Annotated in this window: 25 protein-coding genes; 11 read left to right on the top strand and 14 right to left on the bottom strand. The window is 57.7% G+C overall.

Features of this window, described 5'->3' with window-relative positions:
* The first annotated feature begins 20 nt into the window (after positions 1–20).
* Positions 21–887 (top strand): methanogenesis marker 8 protein, encoded by an 867-nt coding sequence (locus ACLQMU_RS07905; RefSeq protein ID WP_422149658.1) that lies wholly within the window; start codon positions 21–23, stop codon positions 885–887.
* A 72-nt stretch (positions 888–959) separates the two neighbouring features.
* Here ACLQMU_RS07905 and comE read toward each other — a convergent pair whose 3' ends face one another.
* The 5 genes from comE to ACLQMU_RS07880 are packed head-to-tail and all read right to left on the bottom strand — an operon-like array spanning position 960 to position 5,490.
* Positions 960–2,075, bottom strand: a complete 1,116-nt coding sequence (gene comE / locus ACLQMU_RS07900) for a sulfopyruvate decarboxylase subunit beta (RefSeq protein WP_422149657.1) — start codon at positions 2,073–2,075, stop codon at positions 960–962.
* The gene (locus ACLQMU_RS07895) at positions 2,068–3,342 is read right to left on the bottom strand and encodes a cysteate synthase (RefSeq protein WP_422149656.1); all 1,275 of its coding nucleotides are present in this window, start codon (positions 3,340–3,342) and stop codon (positions 2,068–2,070) included. Before ACLQMU_RS07895 ends, comE begins: the two co-directional genes overlap by 8 nt.
* Before the next feature lie 10 nt (positions 3,343–3,352).
* Complete coding sequence (locus tag ACLQMU_RS07890) at positions 3,353–3,967, bottom strand: (Fe-S)-binding protein (protein WP_424039508.1); 615 nt, start codon at positions 3,965–3,967, stop codon at positions 3,353–3,355.
* A 6-nt stretch (positions 3,968–3,973) separates the two neighbouring features.
* The gene (locus ACLQMU_RS07885) at positions 3,974–4,681 is read right to left on the bottom strand and encodes a GTP-binding protein (protein WP_422149654.1); all 708 of its coding nucleotides are present in this window, start codon (positions 4,679–4,681) and stop codon (positions 3,974–3,976) included.
* The gene (locus ACLQMU_RS07880; protein ID WP_422149653.1) at positions 4,678–5,490 is read right to left on the bottom strand and encodes an ATP-binding cassette domain-containing protein; all 813 of its coding nucleotides are present in this window, start codon (positions 5,488–5,490) and stop codon (positions 4,678–4,680) included. The genes ACLQMU_RS07885 and ACLQMU_RS07880 overlap by 4 nt, the downstream gene beginning before the upstream one ends.
* 103 nt (positions 5,491–5,593) lie before the next feature.
* Between ACLQMU_RS07880 and ACLQMU_RS07875 the strand changes: the two genes are divergently transcribed.
* Together ACLQMU_RS07875 and ACLQMU_RS07870 are read left to right on the top strand one after the other, a co-directional pair.
* Complete coding sequence (locus ACLQMU_RS07875) at positions 5,594–6,082, top strand: helix-turn-helix domain-containing protein (RefSeq protein ID WP_422149652.1); 489 nt, start codon at positions 5,594–5,596, stop codon at positions 6,080–6,082.
* A gap of 3 nt (positions 6,083–6,085) precedes the next feature.
* A complete protein-coding gene (locus ACLQMU_RS07870; RefSeq protein WP_422149651.1) occupies positions 6,086–7,027 on the top strand; it encodes an ABC transporter substrate-binding protein in 942 nt (313 codons plus the stop codon).
* A gap of 62 nt (positions 7,028–7,089) precedes the next feature.
* On the opposite strand, the gene ACLQMU_RS07865 is transcribed toward ACLQMU_RS07870, so the two are convergent.
* Entirely contained in the window at positions 7,090–9,387 is a 2,298-nt protein-coding gene (locus tag ACLQMU_RS07865) for a PAS domain S-box protein (protein WP_422149650.1), read from the bottom strand.
* Between the two features lie 127 nt (positions 9,388–9,514).
* Positions 9,515–10,453, bottom strand: coding sequence for a cation diffusion facilitator family transporter (locus ACLQMU_RS07860; protein ID WP_422149649.1), 939 nt, complete (start codon positions 10,451–10,453; stop codon positions 9,515–9,517).
* A gap of 145 nt (positions 10,454–10,598) precedes the next feature.
* On the opposite strand from ACLQMU_RS07860, the gene ACLQMU_RS07855 reads away from it, so the two are divergent.
* Together ACLQMU_RS07855 and ACLQMU_RS07850 are read left to right on the top strand one after the other, a co-directional pair.
* Complete coding sequence (locus ACLQMU_RS07855) at positions 10,599–11,147, top strand: protease inhibitor I42 family protein (protein WP_424039511.1); 549 nt, start codon at positions 10,599–10,601, stop codon at positions 11,145–11,147.
* Between the two features lie 453 nt (positions 11,148–11,600).
* Entirely contained in the window at positions 11,601–12,176 is a 576-nt protein-coding gene (locus ACLQMU_RS07850) for a hypothetical protein (RefSeq protein WP_422149647.1), read from the top strand.
* Positions 12,177–12,728: 552 nt separating this feature from the next.
* Here the strand turns inward: ACLQMU_RS07850 and ACLQMU_RS07845 are convergent.
* Positions 12,729–14,102, bottom strand: a complete 1,374-nt coding sequence (locus ACLQMU_RS07845; protein WP_422149646.1) for a Fic family protein — start codon at positions 14,100–14,102, stop codon at positions 12,729–12,731.
* Between the two features lie 130 nt (positions 14,103–14,232).
* On the opposite strand from ACLQMU_RS07845, the gene ACLQMU_RS07840 reads away from it, so the two are divergent.
* The 3 genes from ACLQMU_RS07840 (at position 14,233) to ACLQMU_RS07830 (ending at position 15,954) form a co-directional block, all read left to right on the top strand.
* Positions 14,233–14,376, top strand: a complete 144-nt coding sequence (locus ACLQMU_RS07840) for a hypothetical protein (protein WP_422149645.1) — start codon at positions 14,233–14,235, stop codon at positions 14,374–14,376.
* Between the two features lie 923 nt (positions 14,377–15,299).
* Positions 15,300–15,803: a hypothetical protein gene (locus ACLQMU_RS07835; RefSeq protein WP_422149644.1), complete on the top strand. Its 504-nt coding sequence runs from the start codon at positions 15,300–15,302 to the stop codon at positions 15,801–15,803.
* Between the two features lie 13 nt (positions 15,804–15,816).
* Complete coding sequence (locus ACLQMU_RS07830; RefSeq protein WP_422149643.1) at positions 15,817–15,954, top strand: hypothetical protein; 138 nt, start codon at positions 15,817–15,819, stop codon at positions 15,952–15,954.
* 116 nt (positions 15,955–16,070) lie between these two features.
* Here the strand turns inward: ACLQMU_RS07830 and ACLQMU_RS07825 are convergent, their stop codons facing one another.
* From ACLQMU_RS07825 to ACLQMU_RS07815, 3 genes are all read right to left on the bottom strand, one after another.
* On the bottom strand, positions 16,071–17,957 hold the full coding sequence (locus tag ACLQMU_RS07825) for a hybrid sensor histidine kinase/response regulator (RefSeq protein ID WP_422149642.1): 1,887 nt from the start codon (positions 17,955–17,957) through the stop codon (positions 16,071–16,073).
* A gap of 150 nt (positions 17,958–18,107) precedes the next feature.
* Positions 18,108–19,109 (bottom strand): flap endonuclease-1, encoded by a 1,002-nt coding sequence (fen, locus tag ACLQMU_RS07820; RefSeq protein WP_422149641.1) that lies wholly within the window; start codon positions 19,107–19,109, stop codon positions 18,108–18,110.
* Positions 19,110–19,150: 41 nt separating this feature from the next.
* Complete coding sequence (locus tag ACLQMU_RS07815; protein WP_422149640.1) at positions 19,151–19,465, bottom strand: hypothetical protein; 315 nt, start codon at positions 19,463–19,465, stop codon at positions 19,151–19,153.
* A gap of 59 nt (positions 19,466–19,524) precedes the next feature.
* On the opposite strand from ACLQMU_RS07815, the gene ACLQMU_RS07810 reads away from it, so the two are divergent.
* Entirely contained in the window at positions 19,525–20,427 is a 903-nt protein-coding gene (locus ACLQMU_RS07810) for a presenilin family intramembrane aspartyl protease PSH (protein ID WP_424039515.1), read from the top strand.
* Here ACLQMU_RS07810 and ACLQMU_RS07805 read toward each other — a convergent pair.
* On the bottom strand, positions 20,368–21,345 hold the full coding sequence (locus tag ACLQMU_RS07805; protein ID WP_422149638.1) for an NOG1 family protein: 978 nt from the start codon (positions 21,343–21,345) through the stop codon (positions 20,368–20,370). The genes ACLQMU_RS07810 and ACLQMU_RS07805 overlap by 60 nt on opposite strands.
* A gap of 61 nt (positions 21,346–21,406) precedes the next feature.
* Between ACLQMU_RS07805 and ACLQMU_RS07800 the strand changes: the two genes are divergently transcribed.
* Together ACLQMU_RS07800 and ACLQMU_RS07795 are read left to right on the top strand one after the other, a co-directional pair.
* Positions 21,407–22,285, top strand: a complete 879-nt coding sequence (locus ACLQMU_RS07800; RefSeq protein WP_422149664.1) for a CBS domain-containing protein — start codon at positions 21,407–21,409, stop codon at positions 22,283–22,285.
* Positions 22,286–22,449: 164 nt separating this feature from the next.
* Positions 22,450–22,704 carry a PRC-barrel domain-containing protein gene (locus ACLQMU_RS07795; protein ID WP_422149637.1) on the top strand — a complete coding sequence of 85 codons (255 nt, stop codon included), beginning with the start codon at positions 22,450–22,452 and terminating at the stop codon, positions 22,702–22,704.
* Here the strand turns inward: ACLQMU_RS07795 and ACLQMU_RS07790 are convergent.
* Together ACLQMU_RS07790 and radA are read right to left on the bottom strand one after the other, a co-directional pair.
* Positions 22,686–23,384: a phosphoglycolate phosphatase gene (locus ACLQMU_RS07790; protein WP_422149636.1), complete on the bottom strand. Its 699-nt coding sequence runs from the start codon at positions 23,382–23,384 to the stop codon at positions 22,686–22,688. The two genes, ACLQMU_RS07795 and ACLQMU_RS07790, sit on opposite strands and share 19 nt — an antisense overlap.
* A complete protein-coding gene (gene radA / locus ACLQMU_RS07785) occupies positions 23,378–24,355 on the bottom strand; it encodes a DNA repair and recombination protein RadA (protein WP_422149635.1) in 978 nt (325 codons plus the stop codon). Before radA ends, ACLQMU_RS07790 begins: the two co-directional genes overlap by 7 nt.
* Positions 24,356–24,433: the final 78 nt, after the last annotated feature.

Raw genomic sequence — 24,433 nt, 5'->3', positions numbered from 1 at the left:
GAATAACAGAGAGACTGCATATGGCTGAAAAAGAAGAGGACGATATTCACGTCATCGAAGCGGTGGGACGATCGAAGATTGTAATACAAGGCGGGAAGGTGACCGAGGTCTCGGTCTCACGGCTCCGCCGGTGCCCGCTGGCGAAAAAATTTGCTCTGCCCGTGGATGAGATTACCCCGGATGCGGTCAAGGCAAACATCGAGCACCGGATGGCATCGTGGGGCATGTGTCGGCCGCACCGGAAGATCAGCGGGAGCGTGGACTTTGTTGGCTTCGGGGCATCCGAACTGTTAAGCTCCGGTATCCTTACCGGGAGTCTCGATGCCGTAGTCCTCGCCTGCGACGGCGCCGGGACGGTGATTGTGACCACTCCGGAGATGGTGCAGGGCATCGGCGGGAGAATGTCAGGCCTCGTGAGCACTTCGCCGCTCGCGGAGGAAATGGACCGGATCGAGCAGGGCGGAGGGATCGTCCTCGACCGGGCCCATGCAGAAATCGACCCGGTCCGCGGGGTTTCTCTCGCGTACGGGAAGGGGTTTTCCCGGGTCGCGGTCACCGTCGCTTCTGCGGATGCAGCCACCGCGATCCATGACCAGCACCCGGACGCGTTCATCTTCGGGGTGCACATGAGCGGGATTACCGGGGCGGATGCCGAACAGCTTGTTGCGGTCGCGGATATCGTGACAGCCTGTGCCTCGAAATGGATCTGGCGGATCGCGGGGGCCCGGGCACTCCTGCAGGCCGGCACCGCGGTACCGGTCTTTGCGCTGACAAAGAGGGGCAAACAACTGATCCTCGACAAGATCGCACGGTCAGACCGTCCGGTCCTCGTCTCCGGGTCGAAACTTCCGGTCTACGGCACGGAACTTCCCGAACCCCTGCTGTAGCACGATCACAAAAAAGATTAAAACAGGATCTTCTTTTTTCCTGCTCTTCCTCGATCAGGTTCCGGGATCCGGTCACGCAAGCGCGGCCATGAACCGGTCGCGGATCTGTGCCGGGGACAAGGGTATGTTAGGCACGTCGCTGTTGCCGGGAAGGATGCGGGCATGGATCAATCCCGGCCCATCTCCTGTTCTGGCGGCAAGCGCCGCTTCGAGCTCCCGTGGTTCGTGCACCGTCAACGTATGGGGGAACCCGGCCCCGAGCGCCATGAGCGCAAGGTCTGCGGTGTCATGCCCGGGCCGGGGCTGGTTGCCGGTGCTGCCGAAGACCCCGTTGTCAAGAGCCACGATGGTCAGGTTCCGGGGCCCCTCCGCTGCGATCACCGGAAGGAGGGCAGAACCAAGCAGGCTCCCGTCACCGTCGATCACGATAACCTGTTTTTTCGGCCGTACTGTGGCAATGCCAAGGCCGATCGCCGACGCCTGAGTATAGCTGCCCAGCATGTAGAAGTTCTCCGGCCGGTCCCGGGCCGCATAGAGCTCCTTTGAAGGGACGCCGATGTTTGCGACCAGCACCTCGTCCCGGACACCTGCCGCAATCGTCCGTATCGCATCGTACCGGGTCATCACGGGTCTTCGCCAGTTCCGCTCGTAGCAGACGGAAAACGGGCGCAGGGCGGATACCGGGGACGGCGTGCTGCACCCGGTTTCTGCAAGGCACTCCGGCCGTATAAGAATGACGTGCGGGACCCGGTTTTTGTATGCCGCTGCGATGGCTTCACCGATCTCATGCGATGCCCCCGGCCCGGAGACTTCCGTGCAGCTGATACCGGCGGCGGAGAGGATGTCGGGGAGCGGGAGGTTGAACGGGACCTGGGCCGGGATCTTTTCCCCCTCGCATCCCCGCCAGCTCGCAAGGATCGGGAGCGGGAGACCGAAGGTCACCGTCAGGGAAAGGATCGCGTTGAGCATGTTCCCCAAGCCCGAGCTCTGGATCGCGATGGCCGGGCGGGCACCGGTAAGGTACGCTCCCGCCGATATGCCCACGCCATCCTCTTCCCGGGTCAGGCCGATGTGCCGGAATTCCCCGGGCAGCCGGAAAAAAAGCCCCTTTGCCCGGTCGCAGGGTACCGAACTGACGAGATCGATCCCCTGTTTTTTGAGTTCGCCGATGATCTGGTCTTCATCCATAGTGTGCGATCCACTCCCTGAGTTCTGCAATAAGCCCTTCGTGCGGCCCGCCGGCGGTCACCCGGGCGGACGTCGTGAGGGGATACAGGGTGTAATCCTCCCGGATCCTCCCGTATCCCCCGCCCGTGATGTTGAGGAGGATCAGATCGTCCCGCCCCACCGCCCCGGTCTCTGCAGCCTGCACGAGCGCCGCAGTCGCGATCGCCGCTGCCGGGTCGGGGTCGATCCCTTCAGCGTCACGGAGGAGCTGCGCCGCCTTCCTCCCCACCTCGTTCGACACCGCGTACATGCGCCCGTCGGTCGCCTGCAGGGCGTCAAAGAGCCCGCCTGCGAGGGAATAGGGCGGTTTGCGGTTGGTGAGGACCGGGGACATGACTGCCTGTACAGCATTGGACGCATCCGGCATATCAACATCAGGGTCGATGGCACGGCGGCGCTGCTGCCAGGCAGAGACGAGCGGGGTAAAAGGCTGGTTCTGGGCGAGATGGAGCCGGGGGAGCGCCGCGCCGTACCTCCCGTCCCCGATGAGCCGGAGCGCTGCCTCCCACGCGGCAATGGCTCCCGTCCCGCTCCCGACCGCCTGGAAATAGTGATCCGGCATCCGGCCGAGGGTGACTGCGGCATCGAGCATAACCGTCCCCATGCCGTCCCGGCGGGCGACATTCTTTGCCCCGCCTTCAGGCACGCACCCGGGGACCGCGGCAAGCGCGGTGCTGACCGCGATCGCATCGGTATAGTCCCCATCGACTGCGACAACGAAGACATCATGCGCGGGAGCTGTCGTCCAGAGCTGCGGGAGCGCCTGTTCCGGGACGACCACGACCACCGGCTTTTTGTACTGTGCCGATATCCCGGCAAACGCCCGTCCGGTGTTTCCTGCGGAGGCGATCACCGGGATTTTGTTGCCGAACTCCGTGAGGCGCTGCATGGTGGGCAGGGCCTCGAGTTCCTTGAACGAGCCTGTAGCAAGGGAGGCATGGTGCTCGGGAGAGTATCCCGAGAACGAGACAAAAAGCCGGGGAAGTCCCAGTTCCCGGGAGAGCCCGGCGGCGGCAAACGTCACCGGGCCCCCTGATGGCAGCAACGGGCGGGTCACCGGCAGCCAGCAGAGGTACCGGAAGATCCCGCTGTACGGCGCAAGGTGCAGCCTGCGGCGGCAGTACTCAGTTCGCAGCAGGGAGTCGTGGCCGGAAGGACAGGACAGGGCAGTCATATCGGGGATGATCTCCCCCCCGCCGTAGCACCGGAGCCGGTATTTCGGTATCATGGAACACGCTTTAGAGGATGCGGATATCCTCTACCCTCACATGCACGCCTTCTTTTTTCCTTAAGACCATGTTCACGACTGCGGTATGGGCGAGATCCATCATGCAGAACCCTGGCAGGAACCGCTGGCGGAGCCCGAGCGTTGGCGGACGGTGGACCGTCTCCGCGATACCCTCGAACGCGTGGACATGGTAGGCCTGCACGTCAAACGCCTTCTCCTTTCGTGCCGCGAGCGGGCCGACCGTGTGGCACCCGAGCACCCCCGTGACCGGATTTGCGGAGAGCACCCGGAGCGCATGGTAGACCGGGCAGCCGGGCCCGGCAGGCCGGCCGGTCACGAGCGCACCGGGGCGGATGTCCCACTTTTCCACGAGATCGGCCCGGAACGGCACGATGAACTTGCGTGCCGACGGCTCGCCGGGAAACGCCCGGATGACAAAATCGTACAGTGCGCCGGTTATATCGGTCCCCGAGTATCGGGCAGGCTCCTTTGTGGCGAACTGTTCTACGGCATAAAACGGGCAGTCGGTCTCAGTCTTTTTACCCTTTTTTACGGCGTTTGCAAATGCCCTGCAGGTAGCCATGCCACACGAACCGCAATCCCTGCCGGGGGGGGCCCATGGCATGGGGTTTTAGTCCCCCCGGTAGATGTTGTCGGCCTCATCCAGCGGCCGTATAACGCCGAAGTGGTGCTGCCACCCTATCTCCTTCCTGCCGATGCAGATGGTGCAGACCCCGAGGGGCGGGGTTCCCCGCAGCGTAATGGTCGCCGCATCGCTTATCCCGGGGTACCTGCTGATCGCCTGGAACAGGTACCGGAGTCCCGTACCCTGCACGGCATTGGTCTCGATAATGTCAATCTGCGGTACCACGCTCCGGATGCATTCCCTGAACACCTCCTTTTCTGCCTGCGAGACAAGGTCGGCCTTGGTGACGACCGCGGCATCGGCAAGGGCAATCAGCGGCGCCATCTTGAGCGGCGAGTTGCTCCCCGAGACCGCGGGAAGCACGGCGATGCCGAACGCCTGCGTGGTATACGGGGTGCACCGGAGGCAGAGCCCGGCGCTTTCGATAATGAGCATGCCTGCCTTGAGATCTTCTGCCCATGTGATCGCGTCCCTGAGCACCATGATGCCCATATGGTCCGGGCACAGGTCACCGGAGTAGACCTTCCGGGCGGGGATACCGAATTCCTCGCGGAGTTCCTCGTCCTCGAATGCTTTCACGACATCGATCTTGAGGTACGCGGGCCGGTCGGTCTTTAAAAACTTCTTTACGATCTGCCGGATGACCGCGGTCTTGCCGGCGCTTGGCGGGCCGGCGACGATGACGAGTTTCATGCCGGTATCCCGGCCTTCTTTTGGGCCGCCGGGGCCCCGGCCGGATTACTGACAAGCTCCCCGCTGCGGATCTTCTCCCGGAGATCCCAGAGGAACGCATCCATGCCGGACACGGTGCCGATGATAGCGCGTTCGCGGTCACCCGGCCTGAGCACACCGGCCACCGCCCCGTTCTTCATCACGATCCGCCGGTCGGTGATGAGCGCAAGGAAGGGATCGTGCGTGACAAATATCACGGCTTTTTTGTACTTCCGCAGGCAGGAGATGACCCGTTCCTTGTTGATGCCGGCGTTCTCTATTTCATCGAGGAGCAGGATCGGCGTCTGGCCGATCAGGATCGCATCGGCGATCAGGAGCGCCCGGGTCTGGCCGCCCGAGAGCCCGGTCATCCGCATGGATTCGGCTATCTTTTCCCCGGTAAACCTGTTTGCAAGCGCTATGGTGCGGGCGATCAGGCTTTGAGCCCCGTTACCCCGAGCCCGGATATGGAGGGCGAGGAAGTGGGCGACGGTGAGGTCCGCGATGACCCGGGTGCTCTGGGTGATCAGCGCGATGGGTTTTTTTGCCGGGTCGCGCACGAGGTCTTCCGGGGGCTCCTCGCCGTTGACCAGGATGCTGCGTCCCGTCGCCGTGTCATCCTGTGCGAGTACCTCGATATCGTTGATGAACGCGGATTTCCCCGAGCCGGTCGGCCCCACGATGGAGAGGGTATCGCCCGGGTGGATCACGATCCGGTCGAATCCCTCGGGTTCCCCGTCGCGGCTGGTCCCGGGGAGGATGGTTATTTCGTACGTTTGAACAGGATTCATGACAGGATCATGGGCAGGGTTGTTCAAATATATTTCCTAAAGTGCTAAATTTTTTTCCTTATAGTAATAATTATAATCTAAAAAATCCTACATTAAGGTTAATATGTTCTCAAAAAGGATTTTCGAGATCGAGTTCACCGCCGCATTAAACGAGGAGCTGGACCGCAGGAATATGACGGTGAGGGAGCTTTCGGAGCAGACCGGTATCCCCGTTTCGACGCTGTACAAAGTGACGCTGGGGCAACGGGACCCCCGGCTCTCGACCGTCAAGAAGATCGTATCCGTCTTTGAACCGGAGCGCCACCGGTTCATCGCGGTCATCGCGGCAAAGTTCCTGCTCGACTCCGTTACGACCCGGGAAGTGGAATCCGGGGGGCAGACATTTGCCATTAAGGGTTACTCTGCCCATTCCCTCGATGAATGCATCGTTGCGGCTGCCCGGGCGGAAAAGGACGGGGCATCGGGGATCATCTGCGCCCCGATCCTTGCTTCGATCGTAGAGAAGATCGTCGATGTGCCAGTCGGGATGCTCCGTCCCGAGCTTTCCTGCGTGGACGAGGCTGTCGGCGCGGTGCTCAAAAAGGTCGGGTGAACCATGACAGGGGAAACGATCAGGATCGGCCACCTCTCCACCCTGTACCATACCGCGTTCCTGCTCCGGGGCTCGGGACTGCTCGCCGGCCGTGGCATCCGCGCCACGTGGACGCTCTTTCCCTCGGGGCCCGATATCATCAGTGCGATGCAGGCAGGAACGCTCGATCTCGGGTACATCGGCCTTCCCCCGGTCATTATCGGGATCGACCGGGGGCTCAGGCTTGCCTGCATCGCGGGGGGGCATATCGAGGGAACGGTCGTGATCGCGGGCGACACGGTCCGCACCCTTGCAGAGTGCGGCGGCATGCAGGAGTTCCTTTCCCAGCTTGCCGGAAAAGCGATCGGCACGCCACCGAAAGGTTCCATCCACGATGTGATCGTGCGCGAACTGCTGGCAGAGTACGGCAGAACAGATGTTGCAGTAAAAAATTATCCCTGGGCAGATTTTCTCCCCGACGCCCTGGAGACCGGCGAGATCGCAGCCGCGGCCGGGACGCCGGCGCTCGCCGCGACTGCGCACCGCTACGGGAGCGCACGGCTGGCGGTACCACCCGACCGGCTCTGGCCCTTCAACCCGAGTTACGGGATCATCGTGATGCGGGAGATGCTCGAAAAATGCGACCTGCTCGCCCGGTTCCTGGCGGCCCACGAGGCGGCCTGTGAATGGATCCGGCACGACCCTGCTGCCTGCGCCCGTATCGTGGCAGGGACGACCGGCATGGTGGACGAGGCGTTCATCTTAGAAACCTATCGCATTTCGCCGAAATACTGTGCAGCGCTGCCGCCGGAATATATCGCATCCACGATGAAATTTACCCGGACGCTCCATGCACTCGGCTACATCTCCCGGGAGGTCGGTGAGTCCGAGTGCTTCGAGCGGTCGCTGATCGAAGCAGTCCATAAAGGATCGCACCATTATTCCGCAGGGATCGCAGACGTATAAGAAGCTCCGCAAAAAAAAAAAATGTTTCGGCAACCTGTATAAGGATACGGGGCGGAGAATGATTATTTCGTGAGCCGGTACGCCCCCCGGGGTACCCGCAGGGTGAAGCGTGCTCCTTTCCGGTACTCCCCGGTTTCATGTATCCCGATCCGGGTGATCGCAAGGATCTCCCGGGTCAGAAAGAGGCCAAGGCCGGTATTTTTCCCGACGCCCCGTGAAAAGATCCGCTCTTTCTCGTTCTCCATGATACCGATACCGTCATCCTCAAAAAAGAGGAGCAGGTGCGTCCCGTCCATCGCCCCGGAGAGCCTGACTTTCGTAACACCGTCACCGTACCGGAACGCGTTATCAAACAGGTTGTAGAATACTTTCTCAAGCATCGGGTCGGCATAGATCTCAAGATCCCCAGTCTCGCAGGTAAACGAGATGGTATTGATGAACTGGGCGTAGGCCCGTGACGCCGTGTTCCCGACGTGCTGCCAGAGCGGCGATTTGACGCCCAGGTCGTCATAGGCCCGGGTAAACTCGATCTGTTTACGGATCGCAAGCAGGGCCTTTTCCTGCTTTTCAAGAAGGTCGCGGGTGGCGTCATCGATGTCCCGTTCCCTGATGAGCGTGTTGTACCCGAGAAGCACGGTGAGCGAGTTGAGCACGTCGTGCCGGGTCACCCCGATCAGGAGGTTGAGCTTGACATTTGCGATCCTGAGGGCATCGTCAGTCTGCTGGACACCGGTCAGGTCACGGATCGACAGGATCATGACGGACCTGCCTTTGGCGGTAAACCAGGCAAGTGCGATATCGGCGGGAAAGACCGTGCCGTCTTTTTTCCGGTGATATTGCAGGGCGATCCGGGGGACCTGCCGGTCGAGAGTCTCCCGGGTCTTCTCTGGTTCGGCGGACAGGTCCAGCAGGGCCATCTGCATCATCTCCTCCCGGGAATACCCGTACAGCTCGGACGCGGTCTGGTTTAGGTTGAGGATCGCCATGGTCTCTGTATCGACAAGGCAGAGGGGATCGTTTTTCGCTTCAAAAACATTCTGGTAATTCTTCTCGCTCTCCCTGAGTTTTCCGGCTGTCGCGAGCAGCGCGAGCTCCATCTCTTTGCGTGCGGTGATATCCTGGACAACGGTGATTACACCGGTGATTTTCCCGTCAGGATCGTAAAGAGGGGAGGCGATGCCCCGCACCCAGATCCTCTTCTTTTTTATGCTCAGATCGAGCGGGATATCCGGCGTTTCCGTTATCTCTCCTGCGAGCGCACACCCGAGCAGGCCGGGGAGATCGGTATCCTGCAAGGAGGGAAACCGCTCGGTCAGCCGTTTACCTATGACATCGGCGGCCGGTATCCCGGTCAGTTCTTCCATGAAGGGGTTCCAGAGGATATAGCGCAGGTCGGTGTCGAGAGCGGTGATGCCTTCGCGGACATCGGAAATCACGCATTTTAAGAACGCTTCCGAGGCCCGGACCTTGTGCTCGGACTCCAGGAGACGGTGTTCGCTTTTCGCCAGCTCGTCGTAGTTCTGGCGCAGCTCTTCTTCGGTCGCGGTCAGCTGTTCGAATGCCGCAGAGAGTTCCTCGTGTTTCTTGTTCAGCTGTGCCTCTGCCGCTTTGCGTTCCGCAATCGGCCGGGTCGTGGTCACAACGCCATCCACCCCTTCGATACCGATAAGGTTGGCAGCGATCGACTCGACCCAGAGATAACCGCCGTCTGCCTTCCGGATACGGAATTCGGAGGGCATCCCACGATTTTCGTTGCTGTACACCGTTTCCAGGTCAGAAGTGATGCGTTTCCGGTCATCGGGATGGATGTAATCCAGCGGGTTCTTCCCGATCAGCGACCCGTCGGGGTACCCGAGAATTTTCGACGATGAGGGGGAGTCGTAGACGATCCTCCCGTCCCGGTCGAGCACCCGGATGATATCCGATGCATTCTGGAAGATCGCCCGGTACCGGGCCTCGGCCTCCCGGAGTGCGCGTTCCGCACAGGATCTCCTGACGATCTGCTGGATCTTCAGCGCGAGTTCGGCGAACTGCGCCCGGGGATTACCGCCTTTCTGGAGGTAGGAGTCGGCACCGCTGTTGATCGCCTCGATGACGATCTCTTCCCGGCCCTTCCCGGTGAAGATGATGAAGGGAATGGTGTTTCCCGACTGCCTGACGTGCTGCAAAAATTCGATCCCGTTCATGCCCGGCATCTGGTAATCGGAGACGATGGCATCATAGTGGTGATCCCGGAGCAGGCAGAGTGCTTCCTCTGCGGAGACTGCCGGATCGACGCCGAATTCCCCGTCCCGTTCCAGAAACAGTCTGGTGAGATCGAGCAGGGCGGGTTCGTCGTCTACGTAGAGGACACGGATCACGGGAAGTACACGCTCGATAGGATGGGGTTGTCGTGCACGTTATTAAACAGTTTCCTTTTCCGGGAGGAGGGCGGGCACTTCTCCCCAAACCGGGATGGCCCGGTTCCCGGGATGCACACGGGAAACGTCAGATCCGGCCCGACGGTGCAGATCGTTCACTCGTCGGGACGACACTGACGATACTGCCGGGGATCTTTCCTTCGAGGGATGTTTTGAGCCGGTCGCTCGTGTCCTGAACCGTGCCCATCGCAAGGCCGGGATCGAAGCCAAGGAAGATATCGATATAGATCTTACTCCCTGAGCGCCGCGAACGGACGCCGTAGAACCCGTGGTACTCGTTAAAGAACGCGGAGAGTTCTTTTAAGATCACGATCTGGAGTTCCTCTTCGAGGGTCTTGTCGAAGAGATCCGGAAGCGAGGAGGAGATCTCCCGGAAACCGGCGAAAAGCAGGAACCCGATGATAATAAAGGAGACCCCCGGGTCGACGTAGACCGACCAGGAGTACCCGGCGAGGGCAAAGGAGAGGACGAGCGAGAGCAGGACCGCGATGTCCGCGAAGGCCTTTGCCCGCCGGAGCCGCCACTGGGCTTCCATGATCGGCGAAGGGTCGGACTTTGAGATCCGGTAGTTCTTCTGCCAGAGGTGGGTGTCGATAATGGCAGAGATGATCATGAGCGGAACGGCGATGAATGCGCCCGCAGGCCGGACCGCTTCGGGAGAGAAGATCCGGTTGAAGGCAGTAAGGAAGATGATGAAGATGGAGACGAGCATCACGGCGCCGGTGGCGGTCCGGGTGAATGTCTCGAACTTCCCCATCCCGTAATCGTAGGTGAAGTTCGCCTGCCGTTTCATCTTGAGGATGATGATGAGCGCAAAGACGGTAGCGAGGATCTCGTTGCCGCACTTCATGACATCGGCAAAGAGGGTGACGGAGCCGGAGAGGACGACGGCGGCGATCTCGGGGAGCCAGAGCCCGATGTCGCAGAAGAGGCTGAAAACAACGGTTTTCTCTTTTGAGGGGGGTGTTCCCACATCGCCCGTGCCCTTTCCAGCACCCGGTTCCATTGGATCCCGGATATGTTGTGCACGCGAGGCTAAAAGGCAGATCGATCCGGACCGGAGCCGGCGGTTGACTGCAAAATAAGTCGTAGTTATCGCCAGATTTATTTAAAGTCCCGCTAAAAGGGTGTTTATTTAACAGGTGACCTGTATGAGAACACCCCTTGTAACCGGAGCATTGTGCTGCGTGCTCATCCTTGCAGCCATACTCCTCGCAGGATGCACGCAGAACACTGCATCTTCCCCGGCCACACCGGCCGCCACGGTACCGCCAGAGACCACCCCGCCGGCCAGTGGGCCGGCAGAAACGGCGACCCCGGTATCCGTCTCCCCGGCAGCAGCCATGACCACCGCACCCGCATCTTCCGGTAATTCGGTAACGACCGTCCTTGTAAACAGCACCTCGAACGGCGATATCCTGACCGTCCCTGCGAACGAACGGGTGCTGGTCAGCCTGAAGGAGAACCCGACGACCGGGTATATGTGGAACGCGACCGTCTCGAAGGGCCTGTCGGTCATTGCCGACACCTACTACCCCCCCAACTCTGCCCTTGTCGGGGCGGGCGGCTACCGTGAATGGATCCTTGCGCCGGACGGCGTGGGGACCTACACCTTCAAGGCCGTCTACATGCGCTCCTGGGAAGGCGCAACTGCCACTGACGAGACATTCAGCCTCGTGATCGTGGCGACCCCGGAGTGAGCGGGGAACCATCCGCCTCTTTTTTAATAGTGCTTCTGCAGGTGGCTGGAATAAGAGACCGGCAGGGTCCGGGCCGGCCGGTGTGCAATGGGGGGGAGGGGGGTGATTCCCCTACCCCTTTTCGGAAAATTGTGACGATGGCCGCCCCTTCTCCGGAGTTTTGAGAGGTTTGCTGATTTTCAAAGGGTGACGGTGGATTCTCAAAAGGCTCGTTGCATTATTTGAAGAAAAAAGCTGATGGAACAGCTGTTTGCTCTCATATGCATGTCAGGGAGCGATTGGATCGGTGGGAAAGTGAGATGAAAACAGAATAAAACAAAAAATTTGGGCTCGCAAATTGAGACAGGAGCGAGAACGGCGGTAAGTTAATTTTCTTTCTCAATTACTTTCACACCACGTAAACTGAGAGTATATACAAGTGTAAAAAATATAAATACACAAAGGGGTGAAAAATTGACTGAATTTTACTTTGATATTGAGACGAATTCAACAGGGCTGCGTCCTGATGTTGAGAAAGATGAAATTTTGACAATTCAGTTTCAAAGAATCAGTACGGAAACAGGATGCCCTTTAGGACAACTACGTATTTTAAAATCGTGGGAATCTTCGGAACAAGAAATATTGGAAGAATTCTATTCGATATATATAGACTCAGACAATCCCGACAATCCCTTTAATTTTATTCCCATTGGTGATGGTCTTGATTTTGATCTTTTCGTACTTCATAATCGTTGGAAAAATTATGGAATAAATGTTCCCCTTAAAACTTTATTCCGCGACAATCCAAGATTAGACATTAAAATAATTCTTGTAATGCTCAATGGTGGACGATTTAGAGATGCTAAAATGACAAAATTCTGTGGAAAAAAATGGGAGGGAAAAGAAGTTCCAAAATGGTTTGCCATGAAAGATTACGCTAGTATTGAAAATTATATCGTTGATGAATCGAAGGCATTTCTTCAATTTTACCAAAAATTGAAAATTGAAGTACCTAAAATGTCATTAAATGAGCCCATCAATGCAACTTAATCAAAATATCTTCGAAATTGGGGTTAAAACTCCATTTTTGTTATTTAACAATCGCAACTGTGTATTATTTTGAAATATGATATCACAAATGAGGGGTTCCAAAATGCGAGATTCCTATAACCCATCCAGCAATGCAAGCACCCGGATTCAAACTCACAACAAAACCGGTTGCCTCGTGCTTAAACCCCTGCCAATAAGAATGTCCCATAAAGATCGTGTACCTGGATGAGGGCGCGAAGATCACCAGCAGGACTCTCCCCCATCCCTTCTTTTTATCGCGCTTCAGGATTTCCCTGGGACTCCTGATAATGCATCCCCGTCAGCCGGCACAGAATCCCCGCCCTTCCCGTACCGGAACCCACCTTCCGCACGCTCGCCGAGCCAATTGCTGCCGCCAGCCGTTGTTTCAGGATCACGTCATGCCGGTTGTCTCGTTTGGCCCTTGCCTCGCCGGGGGCGATGTCCGGGCCAAAAGAGTGGTATAGCCAGAATCCCGGAGCTATGCAAGGGTGTACCCTTCCCTAGGGTATTCGGGGATGGGGAGGCAGGGGGTCACGATTCCTCCTTCCGTGGATGAGGTTTGCCGGTACCACCTTCCGTTGCCTTTTGTTTCCAGAGTTTGCTGTTTTCGTTGAAGATGAAGATGAATTCCCGGCCCCGTTTTTCCTTGATGAGGTACCCGCGTTCGGCAAGGTGGAGGAGATCCGTCCGGGCGGTCTCATACACGGTGTTGTACTGCTGCATGATCTCGCGGATGGTGAAGTATTCGTCGCTCTGCTCCATCATCGTGCGGAGGATATCCCCTTCCCGCTGGTTGATACCCGGTATCTCTTTTATGATGGCCTTGGTTGCGTTCTGCTCGGTCTGCTTTTCTTCCAGATAGTTCATGAGATCTTTTTTTGCATCGTCGATACAGGCGAGGTTGTAGAGGACAAAATACGTGAGATCCATCTCGTCGTATTCGGTATGGAGATACGCAAGGGAGTACTTCTTCTTTGACCGGAGGATGATCCGGGAGATCGGCATGTACTCGAAGAGCCAGTATCCCCGGGAGAGGACATACCAGTAGAAGAGGCTGCGTGCCGTCCTCCCGTTCCCGTCATTGAACGGGTGGATGTATCCCATGAGGAAGTGCAGGATAATCCCCTTGATTACCGGGTGGATGTAATCATCGGTTCCGCTGCCGGCGTCCTGCTTTTCGAGATTTGCGAAGGTGCACAGTTCCGTTATGTACCGGTCAATCTCCTGATAATCAGGGGGCGTATAATAGACCACGCCGGTAGCCGGGTTCGCGACAACGATATCGTTGTTTGTCCTGAACTGCCCGACCGCGTCCTGATCGATCGTCCCCTTTGTTACCAGCCGGTGGATCTCAAGGATGAGGGCAGGGGTGAGCGAATCGTCCTTGTGTTCGAGGATGAAGTTCATCGCTTCGTAATTGTTGAGCACCATCTGCTCGGAGCTGTTTTGGGGCTTCCTGCCTTTTTTGAGCATCTCTTTTGCGACTTTCCGGGTCGTTGCCGCGCCTTCGAGAATGCTTGAGGCGATTGCCTCCTCCATGAACGAGTTGATGATGTAGGACTGTTCGAGCCGGATGGTCTTGTTGTGGATGCGTATCGTGCCGGTGAGGTAACTGTCGATTGCGTGAAGGCTTTTCACAATCTCCGGGATAATCGAATACGTAAGCCTGAGTGGGGAATAAGGAACATGCTCCTGCCGCATCGACCGGTACAACTTCATCATCGCCCAGGCCTTCCTCTGTCGATCGGGATTTGACACCCGGTATTTCAGCTCGTCCCAGTAGAGATAACGCCGGTTGTATTCAATGACCTCTTTTTTGAACTGATCGTCTGCAAAATAATTCACCTGCCCATCGGTGATATCCTGCGTCCAGTCGGAGGGCGGTCTGTCAGGAAGTTGTGTCATGGGACCGGTTCACTAAATACTAAATTAGCACAAATTAGTATTTATTAGTAATTGGGATTTGGCGAGGATTTTGTAAAAACTGCTGCCAGAGGAATTACTAATTTAGCAGAGATTGGGAGATTTAGTAGGAATGGCAACGTGTCGTGGACAGGAGCTGATATCGATCAGATCGTACCTGCTAGAGTTCTACCGGAAGCATGCGGGGACAGCCCCGCCAGGCTTCCGGTTCTTCAACGATTATATCATATGCGGTCTCTCGCGCTGGCTTGACTGAATCGATCGCTCGTTGCCCGATAATCCTCCCGCATATCAGAACATTTTGCAGCACGAAAGAAATTCGCTCCCAAAATTTTGTGGCGCGAAAGTTTTCAAACCCAAAAATTCCCGGCAGCTCACCGCAAAACCCGGAAAACACCCACGCACTTACCAGTACACCGACGGAGCGCATGAGCCGGCATGCATTCCCGCGCGACCGATCGCGCCCGGCACGCTCGCGCTGAAATTCCGGCCGCCCGGATTTTTTTGGATTGAAAGTTCCCGGGCGGAAAAATTTTCGGCTCGAAAGTTGAAAAACCGGAAAATTTTCCGGTTGAAAGTTGAAAATTCCAAAAATTTTTGCCGCGAAAGTTGGAAAAAAGGGTGTCAGTTCGGCAACTGACTCACTTCCCGCCGTAAACCTGCCGTAACAGGATCTCCCCTAATCTGAGATTTTGGGAATTTTTTTCGGTTCGAAATTTGAAAAACCCAAAAAATTTCCGATCGAAAGTTGGCCGGTCCAAAAAATTTTGGCGCGAAAGTTGGAAAATCCAAAAAATTTTCCGGACGAAATTGTTCCGGCCGTAAAATTTTGGGAACAAAACCGGAAACTTCCTGAAAATTTTCCCGAAATCACACATCACATTACACTCCCCAAAACGCTGTACATAGAATGAAAGGGAGACGACGCGATGGCTGCTGGTAGTACAGATCATATACCTACGGCCCCCTTACATGGTGACTGACACCAAAAATATCGAAGAATTACCTCCAGATCACTCTTTTTGCACGCCAATACCCCCGGATTACGGAACCGGGCACATAGAGAACCCAGACCGGCACCCCCCAAGTACCCGTAATATCCCGTACCGCACACAGGTATGTGTCAAAGGGCGCCCCGAGACAAAACAAAAAAGAGAGAACAAAAAGGAGAAAACAAAAATGGCAGACTTTACGACAAGCACTACCACCAAGAGCGCGATCCGCAGCCTTGCGGAACCGCTCGCGGATGTGACTGCCTTTGACAATCTTGTCCAGGGCGTCATCGCATCGAACCCCTTCCAGTGCGTTACCTACAACGCAAAGGGAGTGAACCACGCACCGGTTGAACGCAGCCAGGAGACATACACCGCACGGGTCATCTACCAAGACTCCGACGCAAACATCGTTGGCCTGATTACGATCCGGGCCGGCACCATCGCGGCCTTCACGGCCGTGGCAAACCACATCCTCGCGGATGCAACGGTGGCAACAACCCTCGGGGGAACCGCAGCACGGGACTCGGACAGCGAGAAGTACACCGCGACCCTCAAGTGCCACGACCAGAACGGGGAGATCTACTTCGTGGACTTCGCCCGCGACCTAGTCAGGCTCTCATCGTATTCCGATGAAGCAATCCGCAGCAGGGTCGAGACGTGGGCAGACACCGTCCCGGCACTCAATTGAGGGTGAGGGAATCATGGAAACCGAGCTCATCCTCACCGGGGCATTCCTCGGCACCGGCCTCCTCGCCTACGTGATCGTCCCCGGCCTGCTCGTCACGTGGGACCGGGTGCTCGACCACATGGAAGAGAGCGAAGGAACAGAAAAGAAGTAAGAATAGACAGCAGGGGAAGGCATACCCCTGCCATTCTTTTATCGCTGATTCAGAACTTCCACAGTGGATACCCTTCCTGCAACCCAAAAAGACGTCCTTCCGGTCCGGCCTGACGCCTATGACCGGTTTCCCGTTCCTGTCGGGATTTCCGGTGCCGGCGCACCTTCCGCCGGCGAGGTTTCTTCGTTCTTCCCGTACCGGAACCCGCCTTCAGGCACGACGATCTCGAACCTGGCCCCTGCGCCGGGCGTGCCGGTCTCCGTGATCGTGATCCCGGTGATCGCGAGAATCTCGCGGACCATGAAGAGGCCCATCCCCTTCCTTTCGCCGATCTTCCGCTCGAAGATCGCGGACTTCATGCCCCCGGGCACCCCGACGCCATCGTCCGCAAAGACGATCTTCAGGTCGGGCCCGTTCTGATCCGCCCCGATCCCGATCCTGGTTGCCTGCCCGCCGTGGCGCACGACGTTTTCGGCAAGGTAGGTGAAGATCTTGGCAACCAGCGGATCGGCATAGATCTCGAGATTGTCCAGAGCGGGGGAGACATGGATCGCCGGACGGGGAGAGACCGGGATCATCCCGCGGACCTGCTGCCACCGGGGCTCCCTGACACCGATCTCCTGGTACTCCTTGGTGAACGCGACCTGTTTCTGGATATCGAGAATAAGCCCCTTGATCTCCCGGTTCAGCTGGTCACGTTCTGCGCCGGCCGGCATACCGTAGTCCATATCCACAAGGCCGATAAGACCGGTGATGGTATTGGTGATCTCGTGCCGGGTGAACTCGTTCATCATGTGCAGCTTCCTGCCCGCCAGCGCCGCGGCCTGCTCCGCACGTTTCCGGTCCGATATATCCCGGACGATCGACTGGACATACGTTTTCCCCCTGATCTCCATGGCATTCAGCGACACTTCGGTATAAAACGGGGTCCCGTCACGCCGGGTGTGCACCCATTCGAACGCGAGGGGGGTTCCCTCCAGCACGGCGCGATCGTTTGCGGCAACCTTTTCCGCAGACCTGACGCCATCGGGCTGGAATTCCGGCGAGAACTCCTCAGGCGAGTGCCCGAGGATCTCGGATGCATCCCGGCAGCCAAACATCTCCGGTGTCCTTTTGTTGCAGCGGACAAACCTCCTGTCCCTTGCGAGGAAGATCGCATCGTTTGCCGAATCGGACAGGGTCCGGTACTGCTCCTCGCTCTCCCGCAGGCTCTGCGCACTTTTCATCAGTTCCCCATAGGCATTCAGGAGGTCCAGCTCGGCCTGTTTTCGTTCTGTATTATCGATGAAGGTTTCGAGAAGACAGGGCGTTCCGGACAACGTCACGGGGGTGATGTAATCGATGACCGGTACCGATCTTTTGTCTGCCGTGAGCAGGACTCTTTCGGAAGTGTCCACAGCTTGGCCGGGACTGGCGATCGAAGATCTTCCCGCCCCGGCGGGACGGATAAACCGGTGACCTTCTTCCCCGAGGATCTGGTCCCGGGGAAGACCGATCAGGTCAGCGGCTGCCGGGTTGATATCCAGTATCCTGTGGGTGGCGGCATCGGTCACGAGGATGCCGGCCCGGACCGACGAGAAGATGAGGTTGAGGTAATCCCGGCTGTCGGCAAGATCCTGTTCTGCCATCCTCATGCGCACAGCCTGCCGGATCTTATAGGCAAGATCGGAGAACTGTAAATCGGGGTCGCCGCCTTTCTGGAGGTAGGAGTCGGCGCCGTTGTTGATCGCTTCGATGACCACATCCTCCCGGCCCCTGCCGGTATAGAGGATGAACGGCATACCGGGAAACTGCGCTCTTACCTGCCTGAGGAGCGAGATGCCGTCCATGTCCGGCATCAGGTAATCGGACACGATCGCATCGTAGCGGGCCTGTCCGAGGGCTGCAAGTGCTGCCCGGGCCGAGGTCTCGGTATCGACATGGAAATCCCCGCTGCTCTCCAGAAACAGTTTGCCGATCTCAAGCAGATCGGGTTCGTCGTCCACATACAAGACAGTGATCATGGGATTTTCAGCACGGGAGATTAATGGTATCGTTATCGCCATTTCTGCTATTTAAGAATACGTAAACGTAAATTCTTCTGGAATCACCGCCGTTATCCATGAACACGGCCGGGAAACCGGTTTTTGCCAAAAGACTCCCTGGCGCTGTTCTCAGAACCAGCTCTCCAGCGTCTTCTGCCCGGCTTTTACCGTGTACCGTTCGAGCGCCGCGTCGACCCGTTCCTCGGCAAAATCATACCCGTCGCAGAGCATCTTTTTAATCCCTGCTGCATCCGGGTGGCCCCATACGAGGTTATAGTCGCTGGTCACCGGCGGGTGCAGGAAGAACTCCATAACCGGCGCCGGGTCGAAACCCGGGCATTTCTCGGCCAGTTTTGCCTCGAATTCTCCCTTGAGAACGATCTTCAAGGCCGTCTTTGCCCCCACGCCTTCGGCACCCGGGTTGAAGTCGGTTCCCACCAGGATACCGATCTCGATCAGCTGCTCCCGGGTCAGATGAAGGCCGGCAAGCACTTCGGCAAGCACCACCCGCTCCGGGCTCACGGTCACGACCCGGCCCCGGATCTTGCGCTTCCCGCTCACCGTGAGATTCCGGACCAGCGTCGGGGTGCCGAACAGGAGCGTATCATAGTCCTGCGAGACCGCGTACCTGGCGTCCCCCTTCTGCACCATGGAGGCCGCCTGCGCCTCGCCCTCGGTCGGGGCCTGTACGAACGGGATGCCCAAAAGACCGAGCAGCTCCTTGGATGTCGCAATGGCGGTCTCGTCCACCCGGGTCGACGACCGGGCCTGCTTGTATGCCTCCTCCTCGTCGCCCCTTTCTACCGCCTCCTTCCACTTCTCCCCCGCCTCGTCCCGGCTTTTGCGGCGCACCGCGTTTGTGGCCGCCTTGAGATCAGGAGGTTTCCCGTCAAAGACAAAGACCGGTTTTATCCCTTTTTCAAGGAAGTTGACCATCCGGAACAGGATCCCCGAGAGGTGGGAGGTCACCCTCCCGTGCCGGTCCATCAGCGGCGTCCCGTCCGGCTGGCGGATGATGGTTAAGAACTGGTAGAGCGCGTTGTTCGCGTCGACCGCCGCCACCCCGGAAAGGCCCTCCCAGGTGACCGGTACCTTGTAGTCTGCGATGATATCCCGGAGTGCGACACCCATGGCCCGTTATCTCCTGTCGTATCGTTTGGTCGCCCGTGCTCTTATTTGTACACCCGTTTCGAGAACTCGCCAATCAGGTCTTCAAGGTGCGAGGTCGTCTGGTCGTACTTCTCGTTCATGCGACTGGAGATCTCCTCAAGGTTTGTGCGCAGCATCCGTTCCCGGGTGATCACGTTCTTTTCAAGGTTCCGCACCTTGATCTGGAGGGACAAAAACAGCCCGCCAAGCGAGAGCATCATGAGGGCGGCAGCAACCGCGATGATAAGATCCTGCCAGAACCGCAGGATGAGAACAAGGGTGGAGATGACCATGACTGCCGTGAGCAGGATGTCAGGGAGATAATCGGGAATGTCCATGCTTTTAGATGATGAGAGCATACTGATTAAGCTAACTATCCCTCCGGAGACCGTGTTTCATGGATACCAGCACCGTAAAAAAGTACATCCCGTTTATCGTGATGCCCGCATTTCTCGTCATCGTGGAGCTGGGAGCCCTCGCCCTCTCGCTCCCGGTCCAGGCTGCCGGCCTTTCTGCATTCCAGGACCCCGAGTCCGTGGCAAACCCGTTCATCTTTCTTGCGATCCTTCTGGGCTTTACCGCATTTCTTCTGGTGCTGATCAAATACGGCCGGAAGAACCTGATCGCGTGGGTGATCGGCATCTCCATCTTCCTGACCTTTGGCTACATTTTTGCCGCGATGGTACCGATGGTGATGGGGGCCGGATATGCGGAGATCGCAGTCATGGCAGCCCTTGCCGTGGCTGCAACCGTCCTTTTGTACAGATACCCGGAGTGGTACGTCATCGACGCCCTCGGGCTCCTCCTCGCGGCCGGCGTGGCCTCGATCTTCGGCGTTTCGCTGGGCACGGTCCCGGTCATCCTGCTTCTCGTGATCCTCGCGGTCTATGATGCGATCTCCGTGTACAAGACCAAGCACATGATCACACTTGCCGAGGGAGTCATCGATTTAAAAACGCCGATCCTCTTTGTCATTCCGAAAAAACGCGATTATTCGTTTATCAGGGAGGGGATCGGGAAACTGGGAGATGGCGGGGAGCGCTCCGCGTTCATCATCGGGATGGGCGACCTGATCATGCCCTCGGTGCTCGTCGTCTCCGCCAATGTCTTTACCGGAGGGGTAAAATATTTCGGGTTCTTTAACCTACCGGCCCTCGGGGCCATGATTGGCTCCGTTGCCGGCTTTGCCGTCCTGCTCCACTTCGTCATGTCGGGACGCCCGCAGGCCGGCCTTCCTCCCTTAAACGGCGGGACTATTATCGGGTTTTTGATCGGCTGGGCCCTCATCGGCTTTGCGTGAGGCCAGCCATGCCGGGCGATAGCTGAGGAGCTCTTCGAGCACCCCGTCCACGCCCTCTTTTGTTTCGGTGGACATGGAGCGGTAGCCTTCCTGCACCCTGATATCGGACTTGCTTGCCACGACCACGAGCGGCACGTTCACCATCCCTTTTACCTCATCGAGAAGCCGCAGCTGCATCTCCATGGGATACCCGCAGTGCTCGGACGGGTCGAGGATAAAGAGGATCACGCTAGCCACGTTCATCATCGCCGAGAGTGCCTGCCGCTCGATCGGGTTTCTCTCCTCTGCAGGCCGGTCGAGGATGCCCGGGGTGTCCACGAACTGGATCCGGTCCCGTCCCTGCTCCCGGAGCCCGACAATCACGCCTTTTGTCGTGAACGGGTAGGAGGCGATCTCAGGGGTCGCAGAGGATACGAGCCGGATAAACGAGGACTTGCCCACGTTGGGGTACCCCGCGATCACGACCGTAAAAGCGTCCTCGATATGGGGCAGCTTCCGCAGGGTGTTCCTCACCTCGTTGAGGAACCGCAGGTCCTTGTCAATCTGGTGGACCATCGAGGCAAGCCGGGCGACTGCCCGTTTCCGGAGCACGAGCGTCTCGGTGGAGCGCCGGGTCTGCACGGCAATCTCGTGGCCCACCATCTTGGTATGCTTGGCCGCCCAGCCCACCGCCCCGAGGGACTGCTTGATCCTGTCGATCCCGTAGAGGATCTCCGCCATCTCCCGGTAAAAAGGAGGGATCTCTTCGAACTCCGGGAACCCCCGGATGATATAGACCAGCCGGTCGTGGATCGCCGCGCCGACAGCCCGCACAAACTCCTCGTTTGCCCGGTCCTTGTTTATCTTCTCTTTACGCTTCTTTGCTGCACGGCGGAAACTCCGGTCGAGGATCTCATCTGCAGTGGGCACTGTCGGCATCCGTTCGAATTCCACAAAACTCCAACCTATATATCCATAGACTGTGATACGTCTTATCGTTATGGAGCTGTCCCTGATCCAGAAGGATATCCTGATCACGCTCATCACCCTTTACCACCAGCAGTCCCATTCCATTAAAGGCGAGGAGATTGCGGACATGATCCTCCGGAATCCCGGTACGGTGCGCAACCAGATGCAGTCCTTAAAGGCGGTCGGCCTTGTGGACGGCGTTCCCGGGCCGAAGGGGGGGTACATCCCCACCGAACTGGCGTACAAGGAACTCAACCTGAGCGTGTCCGGGGGGGACTACGATGTGCCGATCAGCCGTGATGGCGAGGTGGTGAAGGGGGCACATGTGCAGGAGATCGATTTTACCACGCTCTGCCATCCTGACATCTGCCACGCGGTCATCAAGCTCGTCGGCAGTGCAAAGATCTTCGAGATCGGCGATAAAATCACGATTGGCCCGACACCGGTGAACAAGCTCCTGATCCGGGGGGAGGTGTTCGGGAAAGATGAATCGAAGCAGTCGCTGTTGATCGCCACGTCCGAGATGATCTCGCTTCCCAAGCAGCCGATAAAGGCCTACATGAGTTCGCCGCTCAAGTCCCTGGAGAGTACCCGGACGCTGAGGGACGCGATCGCCCTCTTCAACCGTCATCATATCCATGGCGCGCCGGTCATTGACGGCGGGCATCTCTCCGGCATCATCACCATGAGCGATCTCGCAAAGGCCATTGAACGCGGCCTGTCCCTGGAGACAAAAACCGCCGAAGTGATGACCCACGACGTCGTTGAGGCGCCGTCCGACATCCAGCTCTTCGAAGTGATCCGGCGGTTCAAGGAACGCGAGATCGGCCGGCTCATCGTGACCGAGAACGGGAAACCGGTGGGCATCCTCACCCAGTCGGATATCATCCGGGTCTTTCCCTCGCTCTGATGTTCCGGCTATCAGCCAGAATTCTGGTTGCGCCGGGGCGCCATGGTGTATTCACGCGGGCCGCGCAGGAAAAGAACGAAAATGCCGTATCAATTTTTCAAAATAACCTTCAATGCCCCGCCATTTCAGAACACTTTAAATATTAATACATCGTCATTTTTTTTATGACTCGTACATTCGCCCGCAGCCTCTCACGAAAAAAAATTATGAGCAATGACGGTAAGCTTGTCGGGGTGCTCAAGAACATCCGGGTCGATTTCGATTCAGGGCAGGTTCTCGACCTGATCATCCACCCGGACCAGTCCTTTGTCACCGACGGTTACACATTGGAAGACGGCAACCTGCTGGTCGTCCCCTTTGAGTCGGTAAAAGACATCAAGGACTATATCGTCGTTGACCGTTACCTTGCCCGAAGATAAGGCGAATACTTTTTTACGGCTTGTACAAATCCCTTACCGTATCCATCTTCCATCACATCGGATGCCGCTGCTTTTGTTTCCGGGTGGGCATTTGCGATGGTCACGCCCCGGCCGGCCCGTTCGAGCATCTGTGCGTCGTTGATCCCATCGCCGATGGCAAAAAAGTCTTTTGGGGAAAGGCCCATGTCACGTGCAAGGGCGACAAGGGCGGTTCCCTTGCTCACGCCTTCGGACTGGAGGTGGATGGCAAACCCGGTGTCGATCACCTGCACCGGCTGGCCGGCAAGCAGCTGCCTGACCTCTTCAACCGGTACCGTCCGGGCAAATGCAAGGTCCGCATACCGATACGTGGGGTTGTAGAGATCCAGCTCGATCCCTTTCTTCCGGTAATGGGCCTGCACGATTTCAAGTGCGGCCCGGCAGACACCCTGATCCCCGGTGATGTGGAGGGTACCGGTGTAGCCGATCCGGTACACCCCGCCGTTTTCTGCGATGAACGTCCCCTTTGTACCCACCATTTTGCAGAGGGCATCCATGAAGCAGGCAGTATTCCCGCTCGCAAGGACGACCTCTATCCCGTCGTCGACGAGCGACCGGATACACTCTACCGCACCGGTATCGATCCTCCGGGTGGAGTCCGTTATTGTCCCGTCGACATCGGTCAACAGCGTTTTTAACACGGCTTGAGTCCTGCCTCTTCAACCATGAATGGTGCTTCGCCCTCGGGAAGGTTGGGGCTGTCCACGAGACGGGCGATACGCTTGCCGGCCTTGCTCTTCCTGAGGTAGATCCGGAAGGTTGCCGTGTGGCCAACAATGTTTCCCCCTATGGGTTTTGTCGGATCCCCGAAGAACACAGCAGGGTTGGACATAACCTGATTTGTTACGAGACCGACCGCATTATGCTCATCGATGAGCTTGAAGAGCTCGTGCATGTGCCGGTTGAGTTTCTGCTGCCGTGCGGCAAGCGTGCCCCGGCCCGCGTACTCGGACCGGAAGTGGGCAGTGAGCGAATCGATGATGAAGAGCTTCACCGGCTTGTCGCTGGTCTTGAGCTCGTTTGCAAGGTCCCGGGAGTTCTCCACGAGAAGCATCTGGTGGTCCGACGTGTGCGCCCGGGCGATATGGATATTGTTCAGGAACTCCTGGGTGTCCGGGACGTCATCGATGCCAAGGCCCTTGACCATCTGCTCGATACGCTCGGGACGGAACGTGTTCTCGGTATCGATATAGATCACGCTGCCGTTAAGGCCGCCCTGCTCTTCGGGCAGCTGGACATTGACTGCCATCTGGTGGACGATCTGGCTTTTACCGGACCCGAATTCACCATACATCTCGGTAATCGCCTGCGTTTCCATACCGCCGCCTAAGAGTGCGTCGAGTTCCGGGACACGGAAGGACAGTTTCCTGATGTCCTTTCTCTGCTCAAAGATATCTTTCCCGGTCCTGAAACCGCCGATATCTGCGGTCTCACGTGCCGCCTTGATGATCTTTTTTGCCGTGGACTCCGAGATCTCCGTGATCTCGGAGAGTTCGGCCGGTGAGGCAGTTGCGATGCTCTCAACGGAAAGGTAGCCTGCTTCACGAAGCTTGTCGGCGGTGCTTGGTCCGACACCGGGTAAATCTTCAATATCCAAAGGTTTTTCAGCCATTTCCAGTACATCTCCTATGGCACAACAACATTTTAACCCCACCCATATAACCCGGGGCCATGCGGGGGGTGAAAGTGA

Source organism: Methanoregula sp. (assembly GCF_052325125.1).
GTDB lineage: Archaea > Halobacteriota > Methanomicrobia > Methanomicrobiales > Methanospirillaceae > Methanoregula.
Note: the sequence above shows the minus strand (reverse complement) of the source record. Positions and strands in the feature narration are given on the sequence as shown.

Coding starts and splice junctions, on each gene's coding strand:
- ACLQMU_RS07880 (WP_422149653.1), bottom strand. CDS start 5,490: ATGAATCCTGTTCAAACGTACGAAATAACCATCCTCCCCGGGACCAGC.
- ACLQMU_RS07795 (WP_422149637.1), top strand. CDS start 22,450: ATGACTCGTACATTCGCCCGCAGCCTCTCACGAAAAAAAATTATGAGC.
- ACLQMU_RS07810 (WP_424039515.1), top strand. CDS start 19,525: ATGGATACCAGCACCGTAAAAAAGTACATCCCGTTTATCGTGATGCCC.
- ACLQMU_RS07905 (WP_422149658.1), top strand. CDS start 21: ATGGCTGAAAAAGAAGAGGACGATATTCACGTCATCGAAGCGGTGGGA.
- fen (WP_422149641.1), bottom strand. CDS start 19,109: ATGGGTGTCGCACTCCGGGATATCATCGCAGACTACAAGGTACCGGTC.
- ACLQMU_RS07860 (WP_422149649.1), bottom strand. CDS start 10,453: ATGGAACCGGGTGCTGGAAAGGGCACGGGCGATGTGGGAACACCCCCC.
- ACLQMU_RS07890 (WP_424039508.1), bottom strand. CDS start 3,967: ATGCCATGGGCCCCCCCCGGCAGGGATTGCGGTTCGTGTGGCATGGCT.
- ACLQMU_RS07855 (WP_424039511.1), top strand. CDS start 10,599: ATGAGAACACCCCTTGTAACCGGAGCATTGTGCTGCGTGCTCATCCTT.
- ACLQMU_RS07800 (WP_422149664.1), top strand. CDS start 21,407: ATGGAGCTGTCCCTGATCCAGAAGGATATCCTGATCACGCTCATCACC.
- comE (WP_422149657.1), bottom strand. CDS start 2,075: ATGGATGAAGACCAGATCATCGGCGAACTCAAAAAACAGGGGATCGAT.
- ACLQMU_RS07840 (WP_422149645.1), top strand. CDS start 14,233: ATGGCAACGTGTCGTGGACAGGAGCTGATATCGATCAGATCGTACCTG.
- ACLQMU_RS07805 (WP_422149638.1), bottom strand. CDS start 21,345: ATGCCGACAGTGCCCACTGCAGATGAGATCCTCGACCGGAGTTTCCGC.
- ACLQMU_RS07825 (WP_422149642.1), bottom strand. CDS start 17,957: ATGATCACTGTCTTGTATGTGGACGACGAACCCGATCTGCTTGAGATC.
- radA (WP_422149635.1), bottom strand. CDS start 24,355: ATGGCTGAAAAACCTTTGGATATTGAAGATTTACCCGGTGTCGGACCA.
- ACLQMU_RS07835 (WP_422149644.1), top strand. CDS start 15,300: ATGGCAGACTTTACGACAAGCACTACCACCAAGAGCGCGATCCGCAGC.
- ACLQMU_RS07845 (WP_422149646.1), bottom strand. CDS start 14,102: ATGACACAACTTCCTGACAGACCGCCCTCCGACTGGACGCAGGATATC.
- ACLQMU_RS07875 (WP_422149652.1), top strand. CDS start 5,594: ATGTTCTCAAAAAGGATTTTCGAGATCGAGTTCACCGCCGCATTAAAC.
- ACLQMU_RS07895 (WP_422149656.1), bottom strand. CDS start 3,342: ATGATACCGAAATACCGGCTCCGGTGCTACGGCGGGGGGGAGATCATC.
- ACLQMU_RS07815 (WP_422149640.1), bottom strand. CDS start 19,465: ATGGACATTCCCGATTATCTCCCTGACATCCTGCTCACGGCAGTCATG.
- ACLQMU_RS07885 (WP_422149654.1), bottom strand. CDS start 4,681: ATGAAACTCGTCATCGTCGCCGGCCCGCCAAGCGCCGGCAAGACCGCG.
- ACLQMU_RS07870 (WP_422149651.1), top strand. CDS start 6,086: ATGACAGGGGAAACGATCAGGATCGGCCACCTCTCCACCCTGTACCAT.
- ACLQMU_RS07830 (WP_422149643.1), top strand. CDS start 15,817: ATGGAAACCGAGCTCATCCTCACCGGGGCATTCCTCGGCACCGGCCTC.